The sequence below is a fragment of the Streptomyces sp. PSU-S4-23 genome (assembly GCF_055632315.1).
The window spans coordinates 5,014,942-5,032,274 of record NZ_JBVMUU010000002.1; the positions used below are offsets into that span (position 1 = coordinate 5,014,942).

At 70.1% G+C, this 17,333-nt stretch carries 16 protein-coding genes; 14 read left to right on the forward strand and 2 right to left on the reverse strand.

Translation table 11 applies throughout. The features are described from left to right. Positions 1 to 176 precede the first annotated feature (176 nt). Positions 177 to 1,466 carry a geranylgeranyl reductase family protein gene (locus tag ACZ79I_RS23000; RefSeq protein ID WP_471499372.1) on the forward strand — a complete coding sequence of 430 codons (1,290 nt, stop codon included), beginning with the start codon at positions 177 to 179 and terminating at the stop codon, positions 1,464 to 1,466. A 78-nt stretch (positions 1,467 to 1,544) separates the two neighbouring features. Here the strand turns inward: ACZ79I_RS23000 and def are convergent, their stop codons facing one another. Beyond that, the gene (gene def, locus ACZ79I_RS23005; RefSeq protein WP_471499373.1) at positions 1,545 to 2,237 is read right to left on the reverse strand and encodes a peptide deformylase; all 693 of its coding nucleotides are present in this window, start codon (positions 2,235 to 2,237) and stop codon (positions 1,545 to 1,547) included. 56 nt (positions 2,238 to 2,293) lie between these two features. Here def and ACZ79I_RS23010 point away from each other — a divergent pair, with 56 nt between their 5' ends. Continuing rightward, a complete protein-coding gene (locus ACZ79I_RS23010) occupies positions 2,294 to 2,806 on the forward strand; it encodes an ArsR/SmtB family transcription factor (protein WP_471499374.1) in 513 nt (170 codons plus the stop codon). A gap of 84 nt (positions 2,807 to 2,890) precedes the next feature. Continuing rightward, complete coding sequence (locus ACZ79I_RS23015) at positions 2,891 to 4,690, forward strand: hydroxysqualene dehydroxylase (protein ID WP_471499375.1); 1,800 nt, start codon at positions 2,891 to 2,893, stop codon at positions 4,688 to 4,690. Between the two features lie 102 nt (positions 4,691 to 4,792). Here the strand turns inward: ACZ79I_RS23015 and ACZ79I_RS23020 are convergent, their stop codons facing one another. Next, positions 4,793 to 5,605: a C40 family peptidase gene (locus ACZ79I_RS23020; protein WP_471499376.1), complete on the reverse strand. Its 813-nt coding sequence runs from the start codon at positions 5,603 to 5,605 to the stop codon at positions 4,793 to 4,795. Positions 5,606 to 6,429: 824 nt separating this feature from the next. Between ACZ79I_RS23020 and ACZ79I_RS23025 the strand changes: the two genes are divergently transcribed. From ACZ79I_RS23025 to nuoK, 11 genes are read left to right on the forward strand one after another with little or no spacing between them, the layout of a single operon-like run. Next, positions 6,430 to 6,789 carry an NADH-quinone oxidoreductase subunit A gene (locus tag ACZ79I_RS23025; RefSeq protein WP_471499377.1) on the forward strand — a complete coding sequence of 120 codons (360 nt, stop codon included), beginning with the start codon at positions 6,430 to 6,432 and terminating at the stop codon, positions 6,787 to 6,789. Positions 6,790 to 6,801: 12 nt separating this feature from the next. Next, entirely contained in the window at positions 6,802 to 7,356 is a 555-nt protein-coding gene (locus ACZ79I_RS23030; protein ID WP_030742960.1) for a NuoB/complex I 20 kDa subunit family protein, read from the forward strand. Then, the gene (locus ACZ79I_RS23035) at positions 7,353 to 8,144 is read left to right on the forward strand and encodes an NADH-quinone oxidoreductase subunit C (protein ID WP_471499378.1); all 792 of its coding nucleotides are present in this window, start codon (positions 7,353 to 7,355) and stop codon (positions 8,142 to 8,144) included. The genes ACZ79I_RS23030 and ACZ79I_RS23035 overlap by 4 nt, the downstream gene beginning before the upstream one ends. Continuing rightward, complete coding sequence (locus ACZ79I_RS23040) at positions 8,141 to 9,472, forward strand: NADH-quinone oxidoreductase subunit D (protein WP_471499379.1); 1,332 nt, start codon at positions 8,141 to 8,143, stop codon at positions 9,470 to 9,472. The genes ACZ79I_RS23035 and ACZ79I_RS23040 overlap by 4 nt, the downstream gene beginning before the upstream one ends. Next, a complete protein-coding gene (gene nuoE / locus ACZ79I_RS23045) occupies positions 9,469 to 10,335 on the forward strand; it encodes an NADH-quinone oxidoreductase subunit NuoE (protein WP_471499380.1) in 867 nt (288 codons plus the stop codon). The genes ACZ79I_RS23040 and nuoE overlap by 4 nt, the downstream gene beginning before the upstream one ends. After that, entirely contained in the window at positions 10,332 to 11,717 is a 1,386-nt protein-coding gene (nuoF, locus tag ACZ79I_RS23050) for an NADH-quinone oxidoreductase subunit NuoF (protein ID WP_471499381.1), read from the forward strand. The genes nuoE and nuoF overlap by 4 nt, the downstream gene beginning before the upstream one ends. After that, positions 11,714 to 14,242 (forward strand): NADH-quinone oxidoreductase subunit G, encoded by a 2,529-nt coding sequence (locus ACZ79I_RS23055; protein ID WP_471499382.1) that lies wholly within the window; start codon positions 11,714 to 11,716, stop codon positions 14,240 to 14,242. Before nuoF ends, ACZ79I_RS23055 begins: the two co-directional genes overlap by 4 nt. Beyond that, positions 14,239 to 15,603 (forward strand): NADH-quinone oxidoreductase subunit NuoH, encoded by a 1,365-nt coding sequence (gene nuoH / locus ACZ79I_RS23060; RefSeq protein WP_471499383.1) that lies wholly within the window; start codon positions 14,239 to 14,241, stop codon positions 15,601 to 15,603. The genes ACZ79I_RS23055 and nuoH overlap by 4 nt, the downstream gene beginning before the upstream one ends. Then, on the forward strand, positions 15,596 to 16,198 hold the full coding sequence (nuoI, locus tag ACZ79I_RS23065) for an NADH-quinone oxidoreductase subunit NuoI (RefSeq protein ID WP_471499384.1): 603 nt from the start codon (positions 15,596 to 15,598) through the stop codon (positions 16,196 to 16,198). Before nuoH ends, nuoI begins: the two co-directional genes overlap by 8 nt. Beyond that, on the forward strand, positions 16,195 to 17,037 hold the full coding sequence (locus ACZ79I_RS23070) for an NADH-quinone oxidoreductase subunit J (protein ID WP_471499385.1): 843 nt from the start codon (positions 16,195 to 16,197) through the stop codon (positions 17,035 to 17,037). Before nuoI ends, ACZ79I_RS23070 begins: the two co-directional genes overlap by 4 nt. Continuing rightward, positions 17,034 to 17,333 carry an NADH-quinone oxidoreductase subunit NuoK gene (gene nuoK / locus ACZ79I_RS23075; RefSeq protein ID WP_023547474.1) on the forward strand — a complete coding sequence of 100 codons (300 nt, stop codon included), beginning with the start codon at positions 17,034 to 17,036 and terminating at the stop codon, positions 17,331 to 17,333. The genes ACZ79I_RS23070 and nuoK overlap by 4 nt, the downstream gene beginning before the upstream one ends.

Here is a 17,333-nt window from a genome sequence, read left to right on the forward strand (position 1 = left end):
GCCCTTCAGCCGGGAGATCTGAACCGCTGAATAGACTGCCCATGTCCAGTGCCCGTCAGCACGTCGTTTTCGCCGTTTGTTTCCGCCGCTGACGCCGCTGACGCCGCTGTCGCCGGTGCCGTCGCCGTCGTCGCCGGCCCGCCGTTGTCGTCGTCGAGTCTTGGGGAGAACCCGCCGTGACCGAGCCCCAGCCCCTTACCGAACACACCGCCGACGTGATCGTCGTCGGGGCCGGGCCAGCCGGTTCCACCACCGCGTACTACCTGGCGAAGGCCGGACTCGACGTCCTGCTGCTGGAGAAGACCGCCTTCCCGCGCGAGAAGGTGTGCGGCGACGGCCTCACGCCCCGCGCCGTGAAGGAACTCGTGGCGATGGGCATCGACATCTCCGAGGAGGCCGGCTGGCTGCGCAACAAGGGCCTGCGGATCATCGGCGGCGGGGTGCGGCTCCAGCTGGACTGGCCGGATCTCGCCTCGTACCCGGACTACGGCCTGGTCCGCAAGCGCGAGGACTTCGACGAGCAACTGGCCCGGCAGGCGCAGAAGGCAGGCGCGCGGCTGTATGAGCGCTGCACCGTGGGCGCGCCGATCGTCGACGACCGCACCGGCCGCATCACCGGTGTGCACGCGAAGCTCGGCGACGACAAGCGCGAGGTCACCTTCCACGCGCCGCTGGTGGTGGCCGCGGACGGCAACTCCTCGCGCCTGTCCCTGGCGATGGGCCTGCACCGCCGCGAGGACCGCCCCATGGGCGTCGCGGTCCGTACGTACTTCACGTCCCCGCGCCACGACGACGACTATCTGGAGTCGTGGCTGGAGCTGTGGGACCGGCGCGGCGGCCAGGAGCGGCTGCTGCCCGGCTACGGCTGGATCTTCGGCATGGGCGACGGCACGTCGAACGTCGGCCTGGGCGTCCTCAACACCTCCGCCGCCTTCAAGGAGCTGGACTGGCGCGAGGTCCTCAAGGCCTGGTGTGCCTCGATGCCGGAGGACTGGGGTTACACCCCCGAGAACATGACCGGGCCGATCCGCGGCGCCGCCCTCCCCATGGCCTTCAACCGGCAGCCGCACTACACGAAGGGCCTGCTGCTCGTCGGTGACGCGGGCGGTCTGGTCAACCCGTTCAACGGCGAGGGCATCGCGTACGCCATGGAGTCGGGCCGGATCGCGGCCGACGTCATCGTGCAGGCCGCGGCCCGCACGACCCCCGCCCAGCGCGAACTGGCCCTGCACAACTACCCGAAGATCCTCAAGGACACCTACGGCGGCTACTACACGCTGGGCCGCGCCTTCGTGAAGCTGATCGGCAACCCGAAGGTGATGAAGATCGCCACGCAGCGGGGCCTGACGCACCCGCTGCTGATGAAGTTCACCCTGAAGCTTCTGGCCAACCTGACGGAGCCGACGGGCGGAGACGCGATGGACCGGCTGATCAACGGCCTGTCGAAGGTGGCCCCGAAGGCGTGATCCCCGCCGGGCCGGCCCCGCCCGGGGGCCGGTCCCCGGTCCGTCACGCTTGCCGGTCCGTCACGCTTGCCGGTTCCGTCACGCTCCCCCTTCTCCCCGGCCTTCTTCCCGGCGCGCCCCGGACTCCCCGGCACCGCGCGCCGCCAGTTCCGCCTGCCTGGCCGTGCGCCGCGCGAACACCTCCTCGCGCCGGTCCGTCATCTGCCGGAGTGCGTCCTTGCGGTCGCGCTTCGAGAGGCGGTCCAGGTACACGTGCCCGACCAGGTGGTCCGTCTCGTGCAGGAGGCAGCGGGCGAAGTACCCCGTGCCCTCGATGACGAGCGGTCTGCCGTCCTTGTCCAGGCCGCGGACGACGGCGCGGTCGGGCCGGGGCACCTCCCGCCACGCGCCCGGGACCGACAGACAGCCCTCGGGCTCCTCCAGCAGGCGCCGGCCCGTGGTGTCCGGTCCGTCGACGACCGGGTTGGCGATGTGGCCCACGTGCCGGGAGCCGTTCTCGTCCGGGCAGTCGTAGACGAAGAGCCGGAGGTCCACGCCGACCTGGTTCGCGGCGAGGCCGCAGCCCTCGGCCACGTACATCGTCAGGAACATGTCGTCGATGAGGGCGGCGAGCTGCGGAGAGCCGAACTCCGCCGCCGTCACCTCCCGGCAGGGCCGGTGCAGCACCTCCTCACCCACCTCGGTGATGCGCCGCACCGCGCCGCGCCGCGCCTCCGGCGCCGGCGCGGGATACGTGCCCACGGGCTCGCCCTGCACGAACACTTCCGGCATCGCCGCTCCTCCCGTATCGCTTGCCATGCGCTTTGCAAAGTAGCATACTTTGCAAAGTGACCGAAGACGACGTGAGGGACCCGGCCGGAACACTCCCCGAGCACGAAGTGCGCACCGCCCTGCTGGAGTTGCTCGCCGAGGTGGGCACCGTGACCGCCACGGAGGCCGCGGCGCGGCTGGGCTACAGCTCCGGCCTGTGCTCCTTCCATCTGCGCCAGCTGGCGCGCCACGGGCGCATCGAGGAGGTGCCGCAGAGCCACGGGCGGGCCAGGCCCTGGCGGCTGCGGGGCGGGAGCGCCGAACCCGAGGGCTTCGGGGAGCTGGCCCGGGGCCTGGAGGACGAGAGCTACCGGCAGTGGCTCGCGCAGAAGGACCGGGTCCCCGAGGAGTGGCGGCAGGACGAGGCGTTCAGTGCGGTCGTCCACCTCACCCCGGAGGAGATGAAGGCCGTCGCGGACACGGTGCGCCGTGCGCTCGCCCGCTACCGGGACCGCGAGCAGCGCCCCTCGATCCGCCCGGAGGGAGCCCGGCCCGTCGCCGTCGTGGCGCGCCTGTTCCCCCTGGTGTGAGAACCGCGCCATCAGTGAGGATGCTGTGGGTGACCGATCCGCGACCTTCCGTCGTGGGGCGTGTCTCCCTACCCTCCCGTACCCATGACAACAGAACACCAGGGAACCACCCGCAGACGCTTCCTCGCAGGTGCCTCGGGAACTGCTGCGGCCGTCTCGTTACGGCCGGGCGCCGCCGCATCCGCCGCCACCGCCCCCTCGGCCACCCGGGTCGCCGTCCTCGGCGGCGGTGTCTCCGGACTCAGCGCCGCCCACGAACTGGCCGAGCGCGGCTACGCCGTCACCGTCTACGAGTACTACGACGTCCTCGGCGGCAAGGCGCGCTCGATGGACGTCCCCGGGACCGGCTCCGGCGGCCGCAGGCCGCTGCCGGGGGAGCACGGTTTCCGCTTCTTCCCCGGCTTCTACCGGAACCTGCCGGACACCATGCGCCGCATCCCCTTCCCCGGCAATGCCAACGGCGTCCACGACAACCTCCGCAGCGGCACCGAGGCCCTCTTCGCCCGTGCCGGCGGCCGTCCGGACCTCCACTTCCCGCTGCGCCGGCTCACCACCCCGCCCGCGCCCGGCGACATCACCCCGTCCTGGATCCGCGACCAGGTCCTGTCCGTCCTCGACCTGGGCACCCGGCTGCCCGCGCACGAGGCCGCGTACTTCGCCGACCGTCTCCTCGTCCACCTCACCAGCTGCGACGCCCGCCGCGAGGACCAGTGGGAGAAGACCTCCTGGTGGGACTTCATCCGCGCCGGGCAGATGAGCGAGGAGTACCGCACGCTCCTCGGCATCGGCCAGACCCGCAACCTCGTCGCCACCCGCGCCGAAATCGCCTCCACCCGCACCGTCGGCCGCGTCATCGTCGAGGCGCTGCTGCTATGGGGACTGCTCGGGCGCGGCATGGACGGCGACGCGGACATCGACCGGGTGCTCAACGCCCCCACGAGTGAGGCGTGGATCGATCCCTGGGCCGCTCACCTGCGCTCTCTGGGCGTCGAGTTCGTGTTCGACGCCCAGGTACGCGAGGTGTTCTGCGAGGGCGGGCGCGTCACCGGCGTGGCCGTGTCCGCGCGCGACGGGAGCCGTGAACGCACGGTCACCGCCGACCACTACGTCTCCGCCATGCCCGTCGAGCACGCCCGGCGCACCTGGGGCACGGCCCTGCGCGCCGCCGACCCGCAGCTCGCCAGGTGCGACGCGCTGCAGACGGACTGGATGACCGGTGTCCAGTTCTATCTGCGCACGCCCACGCCGGTCGTGCACGGGCACATCAACTGCCTCGACTCACCGTGGTCGGTGACGGGCATCGGGCAGGCGCAGTTCTGGGACGTGCGGAACTTCCCGGCGGACTACGGCGACGGGAGCGCGCGCGACTGCCTCTCCGCGATCGTGTCGGAGTGGGACAAGCCCGGGATCCTGTACGGCAAGAAAGCCCGTGAGTGCACGCGTGAGGAGATCGTCGAGGAGTGCTGGGCGCAGCTGAAGGACGCCCTGAACGACTCCGGCCGGGCGACGCTCACGGACGCCGACCGGCTCGGCTGGTTCATGGACCCGGCGGTGACCGGGCTCGGCGGACCCGATCCGGAGAACCGCGAGCCGCTCCTCGTCCACCCCACGGGCACGCTCTACAACCGCCCGTCGGCGAGGACCGCCGTGCCCAACTTCTTCCTCGCGGGCGACTACGTGCGCACGGACGTGGACCTGGCGACGATGGAGGGAGCCAACGAGTCGGCACGACGGGCCGTCAACGCGCTTCTGGACGCGGACGGCTCGGGCGCCGGACGGTGCCGGATCTGGGAGCTGTACCGGCCGCCGGAGATGGAGCCCCTCAAGCGCGTCGACGAGGCGCGCTACCGGCTGGGCCTGCCCAACACCTTCGACCTGGGCTGAGCCGTCCGATCCGGCCGGACGGACGGGGCTGAAGGGCCGCTGCCCCCGAGCGGCTGCGGCCCTTCACCCCGCACGGCTCGTACGGTGCGCGGAGGATACGGCTCAGAGCACCCGCACGGCGCCCGTCGCCGGGTACCCGGAGAGGTCCTGGATGACGACGCCCTTGGAGGGGTTCGCCGCGTCCAGGTACTGACCGTTGCCGATGTAGACACCGACGTGGTACGCGGAGCCCTTGGCACCCCAGTAGAGGATGTCCCCGACCTGCAGGTTGGAGAGCGAGACGTCGGTGCCGACCGTCGACTGGTCCTGGGAGACGCGCGGCAGGTCGACGCCGACCTGCCTGAACGCGGCCTGGACGAGGCCGGAGCAGTCCCAGGCGTTGGGGCCGGTGCCGCCCATGACGTAGGCGTCGCCCACCTGTGCCTTGAGGAAGGAGATCACCGTCCCGACGCTGCCGCTCGGCGCGGACGCGGTCGTCGCGGAGAGCGCGGTCCGCCCGGAGCTGCGCGTGGCGCGCTCGGCGGCGGCCTTGCGGGCCTCCTCGGCCTTCTTCCTCGCCTCCGCCTTCTTCTGGGCCACGGCGAGGTCCGCCTTGGCCTGCTTCGCGGCCTTTGCGGCGGCCGCGTCACGCTCGGCCTGCAGCTGGTAGTCGGCCGCGGCCTGCTGGGTGGCCTCCGCGGACTGCGCGACCTGCGTGGCCATGTCGGCCGTGAGCGTGGGCAGTTCGAGGGTCTGCGTCACCGGCTCGGCGGCGTTCGCCGATGCGGCCGCGCCGACCGCGGCCATGCTGAGGACGCCACCGGCAACTCCGGCCCGCATCGCGAGGTTCGACGCGCTGCGGTTCCGGGGCTTCCGGTGGCTGCGTATGTGAGCGGTGTGGGACATGAGTACAAGCGGTATCAGGGGCTCCTCCATACCTTCAAGGAACGTGTGCTGCGCCACAGTTGTTCAATCGAGACCCTGAATCCCGGGCGTGTCGTTCTTTATTGACGCCGTAACGGGCATTGCGGACACTGGTGATCAAGCCTGTGATCACGGTCTTTCATCGTTACGTCCGGATTGCTCTCCGCCTACCACCGGTGAGGACATGTGGCCAAGCCCGCTTTGTGGGCGCCTTCGCGGGTGTGGCGCAGGTCACGGAACGGTCACCACGGCGGCGGCGTCCCCGCGGGCGGGACCGGTCCCGGGTGTGCGGCCGGTGACGCACGGTGTGCGGTTGCCGGGCGTTCACGGCCGATGACGCGATGTGTGCGACGGGTGGCCGACGGTGAACGGTTCGTCTGTGCGCGCACCGGCCTCGGCTCGTGAACGCATGCACACGTCCACTCCCGTGACGCCTCCCCCTCTCGTGCGTGAACACGCTCCCCCTATCAGGGGATCCGATCCGGCGCGAATTTGCCTACAGTGGTCGTCGCCTGGTAGTGCGAAGCGGCCCTGACCAGCGGTGATGAACGAAAATGTCATCTCCTGGTGATCGCTTGGCCGCTTCGCGTACGAAGGTCATTGCTCATCCGACTTCATGATCGTTCGACGGGTGGTAGAGATCACAAAGCACAAGGGCACCCTCGTGTCGCAGATCACACACCCCCGGGCATAGGATGCACGGCAGTTGGGCTTGTGACCTGCTTCACATGTGCACGATCTTCGCTGGGGCGAGTGGGGTTCGCGGTACAGACGGGGTGGGTGTGAGCCCAGTGCAACCGCCAGCAGTCAGTGCCGACTGAGAGGAGCGAGGAGCGGTGAACACGTATGCGCCCATCCTCGTACTGGGAGCCCTCGGGGCAGGCTTTGCGATCTTCTCCGTGGTCATGGCCACGCTGATCGGTCCGAAGCGGTACAACCGGGCCAAGCTCGAGGCTTACGAGTGTGGTATCGAGCCGACCCCGACACCGGCCGGTGGCGGGCGCTTTCCCATCAAGTACTACCTGACGGCGATGCTCTTCATCGTCTTCGACATCGAGATCGTCTTCCTGTACCCGTGGGCCGTCACCTTCGACGCCCTGGGGATTTTCGGGCTCGTGGAGATGCTGCTCTTCGTGCTCACCGTCTTCGTCGCGTACGCGTACGTATGGCGGCGCGGCGGCCTGGAATGGGACTGAGGGGCTGAAGCCATGGGACTCGAAGAAAAGCTGCCGAGCGGCTTCCTTCTGACCACCGTCGAGCAGGCCGCGGGATGGGTGCGCAAGGCGTCCGTCTTCCCCGCCACCTTCGGACTGGCCTGCTGCGCCATCGAGATGATGACCACCGGCGCCGGCCGCTACGACCTGGCGCGCTTCGGCATGGAGGTCTTCCGCGGATCGCCCCGCCAGGCGGACCTGATGATTGTCGCGGGCCGGGTCAGCCAGAAGATGGCGCCGGTCCTGAGGCAGGTCTACGACCAGATGCCGAGCCCCAAGTGGGTGATCTCCATGGGGGTGTGCGCCTCCTCGGGCGGCATGTTCAACAACTACGCGATCGTCCAGGGCGTCGACCACATCGTGCCCGTGGACATCTATCTGCCCGGCTGTCCGCCGCGGCCCGAGATGCTGATGGACGCGATTCTCAAACTGCACCAGAAGATCCAGAGCTCCAAGCTCGGCGTCAACGCCGAGGAGGCGGCCCGCGAGGCGGAGGAAGCGGCGCTCAAGGCCCTCCCGACGATCGAGATGAAGGGGCTGCTGCGATGAGCGACGCGAAGAGCAACGGCGCGAACACGCCGCGCGACGGTGCGAACGGTGCCGGCGCCGACGGCAACGGCGTCAACCCCGAGAAGGACCTCGGCGCCGCCAACCTCCCCGGCATGCGCGGGGACCGCGGCGAGGAGATCCGCGTCCAGCGCGGCATGTTCGGCGCCAACAACGGCGGCGACACCTCCGGCTACGGCGGTCTGGTGCGCTCCATCCGGCTCCCGGGCCCGGCCGGCCGCCCCTACGGCGGCTGGTTCGACGAGGTCGCCGACGAACTGGAGGGCGCCCTGGAGGAGCAGGGTCTCCTCCCCGGGAACGTCATCGAGAAGACGGTGGTCGACCGCGGCGAGCTGACCTTCCACATCGAACGCGAGTACCTCGTCGCCGTCGCCCGGACGCTCCGCGACGACCCGGCGCTCCGCTTCGAACTGTGCACGGGCGTCAGCGGAGTGCACTACCCCGGCGACAAGGGCCGCGAGCTGCACGCCGTCTACCACCTGCGCTCGATCACCCACAACCGGCTGATCCGCCTGGAGGTCAGCGCCCCGGACGCCGACCCGCACATCCCGTCGCTCGTCCCGGTCTACCCGACGAACGACTGGCACGAGCGCGAGACGTACGACTTCTTCGGCCTGATCTTCGACGGCCACCCGGCGCTGACGCGGATCATGATGCCCGACGACTGGCTGGGCCATCCGCAGCGCAAGGACTACCCCCTCGGCGGCATCCCCGTCGAGTACAAGGGCGCCCAGATCCCGGCTCCGGACCAGCGGAGGTCGTACTCATGAACACCCAGACTCCGTCCTCCGCCTCCCCGCGCGAGACCACCGAGGGCACCGTCTACACGGTCACCGGCGGCGACTGGGACGAGGTCGTCCAGTCCGCGGCCCGCGCCGACGACGAGCGCATCGTCGTCAACATGGGGCCGCAGCACCCGTCCACGCACGGCGTGCTCAGGCTGATCCTGGAGATCGAGGGCGAGACGGTCACCGAGGCCCGCTGCGGCATCGGCTACCTCCACACCGGCATCGAGAAGAACCTCGAGTACCGCACGTGGACGCAGGGCACCACGTTCGTGACGCGCATGGACTACCTGACGCCGTTCTTCAACGAGACGGGCTACTGCCTCGCCGTCGAGAAGCTCCTCGGCATCGAGGACCAGGTCCCCGACCGCGCCTCGGTCATCCGCGTGCTCCTGATGGAGCTGAACCGGCTGTCCTCCCACCTGGTGTGCATCGCCACCGGAGGCATGGAGCTCGGCGCCACCACGATCATGATCTACGGCTTCCGCGACCGGGAGCTGATCCTCGACGTCTTCGAGCTGATCACCGGCCTGCGGATGAACCACGCCTACATCCGCCCCGGCGGACTCGCCCAGGACCTGCCGCCGGGCGCGGTGGACCAGATCCGCGAGTTCGTGAAGAAGATGAAGAAGAACCTCCCGGAGTACGACAAGCTCGCCACCGGGAACCCCATCTTCAAGGCCCGCATGCAGGACATCGGCTACCTCGACCTGTCCGGCTGCATGGCCCTCGGCGCCACCGGCCCGATCCTGCGCGCGGCCGGCCTGCCGCACGACCTGCGCAAGGCGCAGCCCTACTGCGGCTACGAGACGTACGACTTCGACGTCCCGACCGCCGACACCTGCGACGCCTACGGCCGGTTCCTCATCCGGCTGGAGGAGATGCGCCAGTCGGTCAGGATCGTCGAGCAGTGCCTGGACCGGCTGGAGCCCGGCCCGGTCATGGTCGCCGACAAGAAGATCGCCTGGCCCGCCCAGCTCGCCCTGGGACCCGACGGGCTCGGCAACTCCCTCGACCACATCAAGCAGATCATGGGCACCTCCATGGAGTCCCTGATCCACCACTTCAAGCTGGTGACCGAGGGCTTCCGCGTCCCGCCGGGACAGGCGTACGCGGCCGTCGAGTCCCCCAAGGGCGAACTCGGTGTGCACGTCGTGTCCGACGGCGGCACCCGGCCCTACCGGGTCCACTTCCGGGACCCGTCCTTCACCAACCTGCAGGCCACGGCCGCGATGTGCGAGGGCGGCCAGGTCGCCGACGTCATCGTCGCCGTCGCGTCCATCGACCCCGTGATGGGAGGCGTCGACCGGTGACCACCAGTTCTTCGGATCACGGCGTGAGCCTGGGCATGCCCGAGCTGCCCGCGCCCGACTACCCGGACGACGTTCGAGCCCGGCTCGAGCAGGACGCCCGCGAGATCATCGCCCGCTACCCGGACTCCCGGTCCGCCCTCCTGCCGATGCTGCACCTGGTGCAGTCGGAGGAGGGCCATGTCACGCGCACCGGGATGCAGTTCTGCGCGGACGTGCTGGAGCTGACCACGGCGGAGGTCGCCGCGGTCGCCACCTTCTACACCATGTACCGGCGGCGGCCCTCCGGCGACTACCAGGTCGGCGTCTGCACCAACACGCTGTGCGCCGTGATGGGCGGCGACGCGATCTACTCCGCCCTCCAGGAGCACCTCGGCGTCGGCAACGGCGAGACCACCGGCGACGGCAAGGTCACCCTGGAGCACATCGAGTGCAACGCGGCCTGCGACTTCGCGCCGGTCGTGATGGTCAACTGGGAGTTCTTCGACAACCAGACCCCCGAGAGCGCCAAGCGCCTCGTGGACGACCTGCGGGCGGGACGGCAGGCCGACCCCACCCGCGGCGCCCCCCTGTGCACCTTCAAGGAGACGGCCCGGATCCTGGCCGGCTTCCCCGACGAACGGGAAGGGGCCGTGGACGCGACCGGTGGCGCGGGCCCGGCCTCGCTGACCGGTCTGCGGCTGGCCAAGGGGGAGAAGCCCGCCGCACGCGTGGTCCACCCGCGCGACGGCGGCCCGCACGACGAGCCGCGCAGTGGGACGGCGGCGGACGCGGACGTGCACCCCAGCTCGCACGACGCGCCGCAGGACACATCGGCCTCCGACCCGAGCCACCCGGCCGGGCCCGTCGCCGAGGAGGGGCAGTGATGACCGTGGCAGCCGAGAACGGGGGCACCGCCCGCCCGAGCGGATTCGAGGGCGGGGGGGAGACGAGCCCCGAGAAGCTGCTCGCACCCGTGCTGTCCGCCTTCTGGGACGAGGAGAAGTCCTGGACGCTGGACGTCTACCGGCGGCACGACGGCTACGAGGGCCTCCGCAAGGCGCTCGCCATGTCGCCGGACGAGGTGATCGCGTACGTCAAGGACTCCGGACTGCGCGGGCGCGGCGGCGCGGGATTCCCCACGGGACTGAAGTGGCAGTTCATTCCCCAGGGTGATGGCAAGCCTCACTATCTCGTTGTCAACGCCGACGAGTCGGAGCCCGGAACGTGCAAGGACATTCCGCTCCTCTTCGCGAACCCGCACAGCCTCATCGAGGGCATCGTCATCGCGTGCTACGCCATCAGGTCGTCGCACGCCTTCATCTATCTGCGTGGTGAAGTCGTCCCCGTGCTGCGGCGCCTGCACTCCGCCGTGCGCGAGGCGTACGAGGCGGGCTACCTCGGCAAGAACATCCTCGGCAGCGGACTCGATCTCGACCTCACCGTGCACGCGGGCGCGGGCGCGTACATCTGCGGCGAGGAGACCGCGCTGCTCGACTCGCTCGAAGGCCGCCGTGGCCAACCGCGGCTGCGTCCCCCCTTCCCTGCGGTCGCGGGCCTCTACGCGTGCCCGACTGTCGTGAACAACGTCGAGTCGATCGCGTCGGTTCCCGCGATCCTGCACCGGGGCAAGGAATGGTTCCGGTCGATGGGCAGCGAGAAGTCCCCCGGCTTCACGCTCTACTCGCTCAGCGGCCACGTCGCGAACCCCGGCCAGTACGAGGGCCCGCTCGGCATCACGCTCCGCCAGCTGCTCGACATGAGCGGCGGCATGCGGCCCGGCCACCGCCTCAAGTTCTGGACCCCGGGCGGCTCGTCGACGCCCATGTTCACCGACGAGCACCTCGACGTCCCGCTCGACTACGAGGGTGTGGGCGCCGCCGGTTCCATGCTCGGCACCAAGGCCCTGCAGTGCTTCGACGAGACGACGTGTGTGGTCCGCGCCGTCACCCGCTGGACCGAGTTCTACGCCCACGAGTCCTGCGGCAAGTGCACACCGTGCCGCGAAGGGACGTACTGGCTGGTTCAGCTGATGCGGGACCTCGAGGCCGGCAAGGGCACCATGGCCGACCTCGACAAGCTCGCCGACATCGCCGACAACATCAACGGCAAGGCGTTCTGCGCCCTCGGCGACGGCGCCGCCCAACCCATCTTCTCCTCCCTCAAGTACTTCCGCGCGGAGTACGAGGAGCACATCACAGGCCGGGGCTGCCCCTTCGACCCGGCCAAGTCCACGGCCTGGGCCGACCGCACGGAGGTGAACGCATGACCGTACAGCAATCCGACAGCGGCTCCGCCGCGGGCCAGCGCTCCTCCGGAAAGGGAGAAGCGGCCATCCCACCGGAGGACCTCGTCACGCTGACCATCGACGGCATCGAGATCAGCGTGCCCAAGGGCACCCTGGTCATCCGTGCCTCCGAGCAGCTCGGCATCGAGGTCCCCCGCTTCTGCGACCACCCCCTCCTCGACCCCGTGGGCGCCTGCCGCCAGTGCATGGTCGAGGTCGAGGGCCAGCGCAAGCCCATGGCGTCCTGCACGATCACCTGTACGGACGGAATGGTGGTGAGGACCCAGCTCACCTCGCCCGTGGCCGAGAAGGCCCAGAAGGGGATGCTGGAGTTCCTGCTCATCAACCACCCGCTGGACTGCCCGGTCTGCGACAAGGGCGGCGAGTGCCCGCTGCAGAACCAGTCGATGTCGCACGGCGCCGCCGATTCCCGCTTCGACGGCAAGAAGCGCACCTACGAGAAGCCGGTGCCGATCTCCACCCAGGTGCTGCTCGACCGTGAGCGCTGCGTGCTGTGCGCCCGCTGCACCCGCTTCTCCAAGCAGATCGCCGGCGACCCGATGATCGAACTGCTCGAACGGGGCGCGCTCCAGCAGGTCGGTACCGGTGAGGGCGACCCCTTCGAGTCGTACTTCTCCGGGAACACCATCCAGATCTGCCCGGTCGGCGCGCTCACCTCGGCGGCCTACCGCTTCCGCGCCCGCCCCTTCGACCTCGTCTCGTCCCCGTCCGTGTGCGAGCACTGCTCCGGCGGTTGCGCGACCCGCACCGACCACCGGCGCGGCAAGGTCATGCGGCGCCTCGCGGCGAACGACCCCGAGGTCAACGAGGAGTGGATCTGCGACAAGGGACGCTTCGCGTTCCGGTACGCGCAGATGAAGGACCGGCTCGACCGGCCGCTGGTGCGCAACGAGTCGGGTGAGCTGGAGCCCACGTCCTGGCCGGAGGCGCTCCGGGTGGCGGCGCAGGGCCTGCTCGCCACGCGGGGCCGGGCCGGTGTGCTCACGGGCGGCCGGCTCACCGTCGAGGACGCCTACGCCTACAGCAAGTTCGCGCGCGTGGCGCTCGACACCAACGACATCGACTTCCGCGCGCGTGCGCACAGCACCGAGGAGGCCGACTTCCTGGCCGCCCGGGTCGCCGGGCGGGGCCGCGACCTCGACGGCAGCGGCGTCACGTACACCTCCCTGGAGAAGGCGCCGGCCGTCCTGCTCGTCGGATTCGAGTCCGAGGAGGAGGCGCCCGGCGTCTTCCTGAGGCTGCGCAAGGCGTGGCGCAAGCGCAAGCAGCTGGTCTTCTCGCTGGCCACGCACGCCACCCGGGGCCTGGAGAAGGCGGGCGGGACGCTGCTGCCCGCCGCGCCCGGCACCGAGCCCGAGTGGCTGGACGCCCTGGCGGGCGAGGTCGGCCTGGAGGGGGACGGCATCCGGGCCGCGGAGGCACTGCGCACCGAGGGCGCGGTCATCGTCGTCGGTGAGCGCCTCGCCGGGGTGGCGGGCGGGCTGACCGCCGCCGTCCGGGCCGCGACCGCGACCGGTGCCGAACTGGTGTGGATCCCGCGCCGGGCCGGGGAGCGCGGCGCCCTCGAGGCCGGCGCGCTGCCCTCGCTGCTGCCGGGCGGACGTCCGGCCACCGACCCGAGGGCCCGGGAGGAGGTCGCCGCCGCCTGGGGCGTCGCGGTACTTCCGAGCGGCTACGGCCGCGACACGGGCCAGATCGTGAACGCCGCCGCGAGCGGCGAGCTGCAGGCCCTGGTGGTCGCCGGCGTCGAGGTGGCCGATCTGCCCGATCCGGCACGCGCGCGTGCGGCACTCGCCGCGGTGGACTTCCTGGTCTCGCTCGAACTGCGTCCCAGTGACGTCACCGAGCACGCGGACGTGGTGCTGCCGGTGGCGGCGGTGGCCGAGAAGGCCGGCACGTTCCTCAACTGGGAGGGCCGGGCGCGCTTCTTCGAGGCCGCGCTCAAGCCCGAGCAGATGACCCGTCGGCTGCCGCCCACCGACGCGCGGGTGCTCCAGATGCTCGCCGACGCCATGGACGTCCACCTGGGACTGCCCGACCTGCGCACCGTGCGCGCGGAGCTGGACCGGCTCGGCGCATGGGACGGGTCCCGGGCGGCCGACCCGATGGGCACCGGCGCCCAGCTGCCCCGCCCGGGCGCCGGAGAGGCAGTGCTCGCCGGCCACCGGCTGCTGCTCGACCGGGGCCGTCTGCAGGAGGGCGACGACGCGCTCGCCGGCACCCGGCACGCGGCACGCGCGCGTCTGTCGGCCGCCACCGCCGCCGAGGCCGGCGTCGAGGACGGTGCGGTGCTGGCCGTGAGCGGCCCCGCCGGAACCGTCGAACTGCCGCTGCAGATCACCGAGATGCCGGACCGCGTGGTGTGGCTCCCGATGAACTCCACGGGCGGCGGCGTCATCTCCGACGCCGGAGCGCTGCCCGGCACCCTCGTCCACATCGGCCCGGCGACGTCCCCCGCCGAAGCCCCCAAGGAGGTGGAGGCATGAGCCCGTACCTCGCCGCTGAAGACCTCTCCATGTTCGGCCGCGACCCGTGGTGGCTGATCGCCATCAAGGCGGTCTTCTGCTTCGCCTTCCTGATGGTGACCGTGCTGTTCTCCATCGTGTGGGAGCGCAAGGTCGTCGCCTGGATGCAGCTGCGCATCGGCCCCAACCGGCACGGCCCCTGGGGCATGCTCCAGTCGCTCGCCGACGGCGTGAAGCTGATGCTCAAGGAAGACCTCATCGTCAAGCGCGCCGACAAGGTGGTCTACATCCTGGCGCCGGTCGTCGCGGCCATCCCGGCCTTCATGGCGATCGCGGTGATCCCCTTCGGACCCGCCGACAACGAGATCTCGGTCTTCGGCCACCGCACCGCGATGCAGCTCACCGACCTGCCGATCGCGATGCTGTACGTCCTCGCGGTCGCCTCGGTCGGCATCTACGGCATCGTGCTCGCGGGCTGGAGCTCCGGATCCACCTACCCGCTGCTGGGCGGCCTGCGCTCGTGCGCGCAGATGATCTCCTACGAGATCGCCATGGGCGCCGCCTTCGCCTCGGTGTTCCTCTACTCGGGCTCGATGTCCACGTCGAGGATCGTCGAGCAGCAGCACGACCGCTGGTACATCCTGCTGCTGCCGGTCTCGTTCATCATCTACATCGTCACGATGGTCGGCGAGACCAACCGCGCCCCCTTCGACATGCCGGAGTCCGAGGGCGACCTGGTCGGCGGCTTCAACACCGAGTACTCGTCGATCAAGTTCGCGCTGTTCATGCTCGCCGAGTACGTGAACATGGTGACGGTCTCGGCCGTGTCGACCACGCTCTTCCTGGGCGGCTGGCGGGCCCCGTGGCCCATCAGCACCTTCTGGGAGGGCGCGAACCACGGCTGGTGGCCGCTGCTCTGGTTCGTCATCAAGGTCCAGTTGCTGCTGTTCTTCTTCATCTGGCTGCGCGGCACGCTCCCGCGCGTCCGCTACGACCAGCTGATGAAGCTCGGCTGGAAGGTCCTCATCCCGGTCTCCGTGGTCTGGCTGATGCTCGTCGCGACGGTACGGGCGCTGCGCAACGAGAACTACGCCTTCGGCGACATCGCCCTGTACGTGGCCGGCGGCGTCCTCGCGCTGCTGCTGCTGTCGTTCGTCGCCGACATGTTCCGCGAGAGGGCGAAGGAGACCGCGCGCTCCGCCGAGGAGCCCGCCGCCTTCGACCCGATGGCGGGCGGATTCCCCGTACCGCCGCTGCCGGGCCAGACGTTGCCGCCGGTGCCGAGGCGCCGCCCGCACCGCGAGCGGGAGCTGATTGTCAGTGGTGGTGCGGACACTGTCAGTGACGGATCTTCGGATGGAAAGGAGGCGTCCGATGGCTGAGGAGCCCAAGGAGACCAAGCCCGGTTTCCTGAACCCTGTGGCCGGCTTCGGCGTGACCTTCAAGGCCATGTTCAAGAAGCGGCTGACCGAGCAGTACCCGGAGCAGAAGAAGACCACGGCTCCGCGGTTCCACGGACGGCACCAGCTCAACCGCCATCCGGACGGACTGGAGAAGTGCGTCGGCTGCGAGCTGTGCGCCTGGGCCTGCCCCGCAGACGCGATCTACGTGGAGGGCGCGGACAACACGGACGAGGAGCGCTACTCCCCGGGCGAGCGGTACGGGCGGGTGTACCAGATCAACTACGCCCGCTGCATCCTGTGCGGCCTGTGCATCGAGGCGTGCCCGACCCGCGCGCTCACGATGACGAACGAGTTCGAGCTGGCCGACTCCAGCCGCGCCAACCTCATCTACACCAAGGAGCAGTTGCTGGCCGGCCTCGAAGAGGGCATGGTCGACACGCCCCACGCCATCTACCCGGGGACGGACGAGCAGGACTACTACCGGGGCCTGGTGACGGAGGCCGCGCCCGGCACGGTGCGCCAGGCCGCCGTCTCCAAGGGCGAGCAGCCCTCGGCGGAGGAGGTGGACGCATGAGCGCGCAACTCGCCGCCTACACCACCTCCACCGGTGAGGCGGTCCAGTTCTGGATCCTGGGCACCGTCGCGGTGATCGGCGCCCTGTGCACCGTCTTCATGAAGAAGTCCGTGCACAGCGCGCTCTGCCTGGCCGGCACCATGATCGTCCTGGCGGTCTTCTACCTCGCCAACGGCGCCTACTTCCTGGGTGTCGTGCAGATCGTGGTCTACACCGGCGCGATCATGATGCTGTTCCTGTTCGTGGTGATGCTGGTCGGTGTCACCGCGGCGGACTCCCTGAAGGAGACCATCAAGGGGCAGCGCTGGCTGGCGCTCCTGAGCGGCGTCGGCTTCGGCGTCCTGCTGCTCGGCGGCATCGGCAACGCGGCGCTGAAGGACTTCAACGGCCTGGGCCAGGCGAACGCGAACGGCAATGTGGAGGGCCTCGCCGCCCTCATCTTCACCAAGTACGTGTTCGCCTTCGAAATCACCGGCGCGCTGCTCATCACGGCCGCGGTCGGCGCCATGGTGCTCACCCACCGCGAGCGCACCGAGCGCGCCAGGACCCAGCGCGAGCTGTCCGAGCAGCGCGTCCGGGAGGGCAAGCACGTCCCGCCGCTGCCGGCCCCCGGCGTGTACGCCCGGCACAACGCGGTGGACATCGCGGGCCTCCTCCCGGACGGCACCCCGTCCGAGCTGACCGTCAACAAGACGCTGCGCGACCGCGGCCAGATCCGTGATGTGTCCGAACAGGCGCTGAGCGATCTGAAGGCCCTGGAGCACCGCACCGCCGAGCGTCTGGAGCGGACCGAGGACGAGCGGCCCGCGCTCAAGAGGACCGAGGAGGCGTCGAAGTGAACCCGGTCAACTACCTGTATCTCGCCGCCCTGCTGTTCACGATCGGCGCCACCGGCGTGCTGATCCGGCGGAACGCGATCGTGGTGTTCATGTGCATCGAGCTCATGCTCAACGCCTGCAACCTCGCGTTCGTCACCTTCTCCCGGATGCACGGCAATCTCGACGGCCAGATCATCGCGTTCTTCACGATGGTCGTCGCCGCCGCGGAGGTCGTGGTCGGGCTCGCGATCATCGTGTCGCTGTTCCGTACCCGCCACTCGGCCTCGGTCGACGACGCCAGCCTGATGAAGCTGTAA

What these genes read in the sequence shown, in the direction of transcription:
- ACZ79I_RS23055 (WP_471499382.1), top strand. Translation starts at nt 11,714, where the DNA reads ATGACCGTACAGCAATCCGACAGCGGCTCCGCCGCGGGCCAGCGCTCC.
- ACZ79I_RS23040 (WP_471499379.1), top strand. Translation starts at nt 8,141, where the DNA reads ATGAACACCCAGACTCCGTCCTCCGCCTCCCCGCGCGAGACCACCGAG.
- ACZ79I_RS23020 (WP_471499376.1), bottom strand. Translation starts at nt 5,605, where the DNA reads ATGGAGGAGCCCCTGATACCGCTTGTACTCATGTCCCACACCGCTCAC.
- ACZ79I_RS23030 (WP_030742960.1), top strand. Translation starts at nt 6,802, where the DNA reads ATGGGACTCGAAGAAAAGCTGCCGAGCGGCTTCCTTCTGACCACCGTC.
- nuoH (WP_471499383.1), top strand. Translation starts at nt 14,239, where the DNA reads ATGAGCCCGTACCTCGCCGCTGAAGACCTCTCCATGTTCGGCCGCGAC.
- ACZ79I_RS23015 (WP_471499375.1), top strand. Translation starts at nt 2,891, where the DNA reads ATGACAACAGAACACCAGGGAACCACCCGCAGACGCTTCCTCGCAGGT.
- def (WP_471499373.1), bottom strand. Translation starts at nt 2,237, where the DNA reads ATGCCGGAAGTGTTCGTGCAGGGCGAGCCCGTGGGCACGTATCCCGCG.
- nuoI (WP_471499384.1), top strand. Translation starts at nt 15,596, where the DNA reads ATGGCTGAGGAGCCCAAGGAGACCAAGCCCGGTTTCCTGAACCCTGTG.
- ACZ79I_RS23070 (WP_471499385.1), top strand. Translation starts at nt 16,195, where the DNA reads ATGAGCGCGCAACTCGCCGCCTACACCACCTCCACCGGTGAGGCGGTC.
- ACZ79I_RS23035 (WP_471499378.1), top strand. Translation starts at nt 7,353, where the DNA reads ATGAGCGACGCGAAGAGCAACGGCGCGAACACGCCGCGCGACGGTGCG.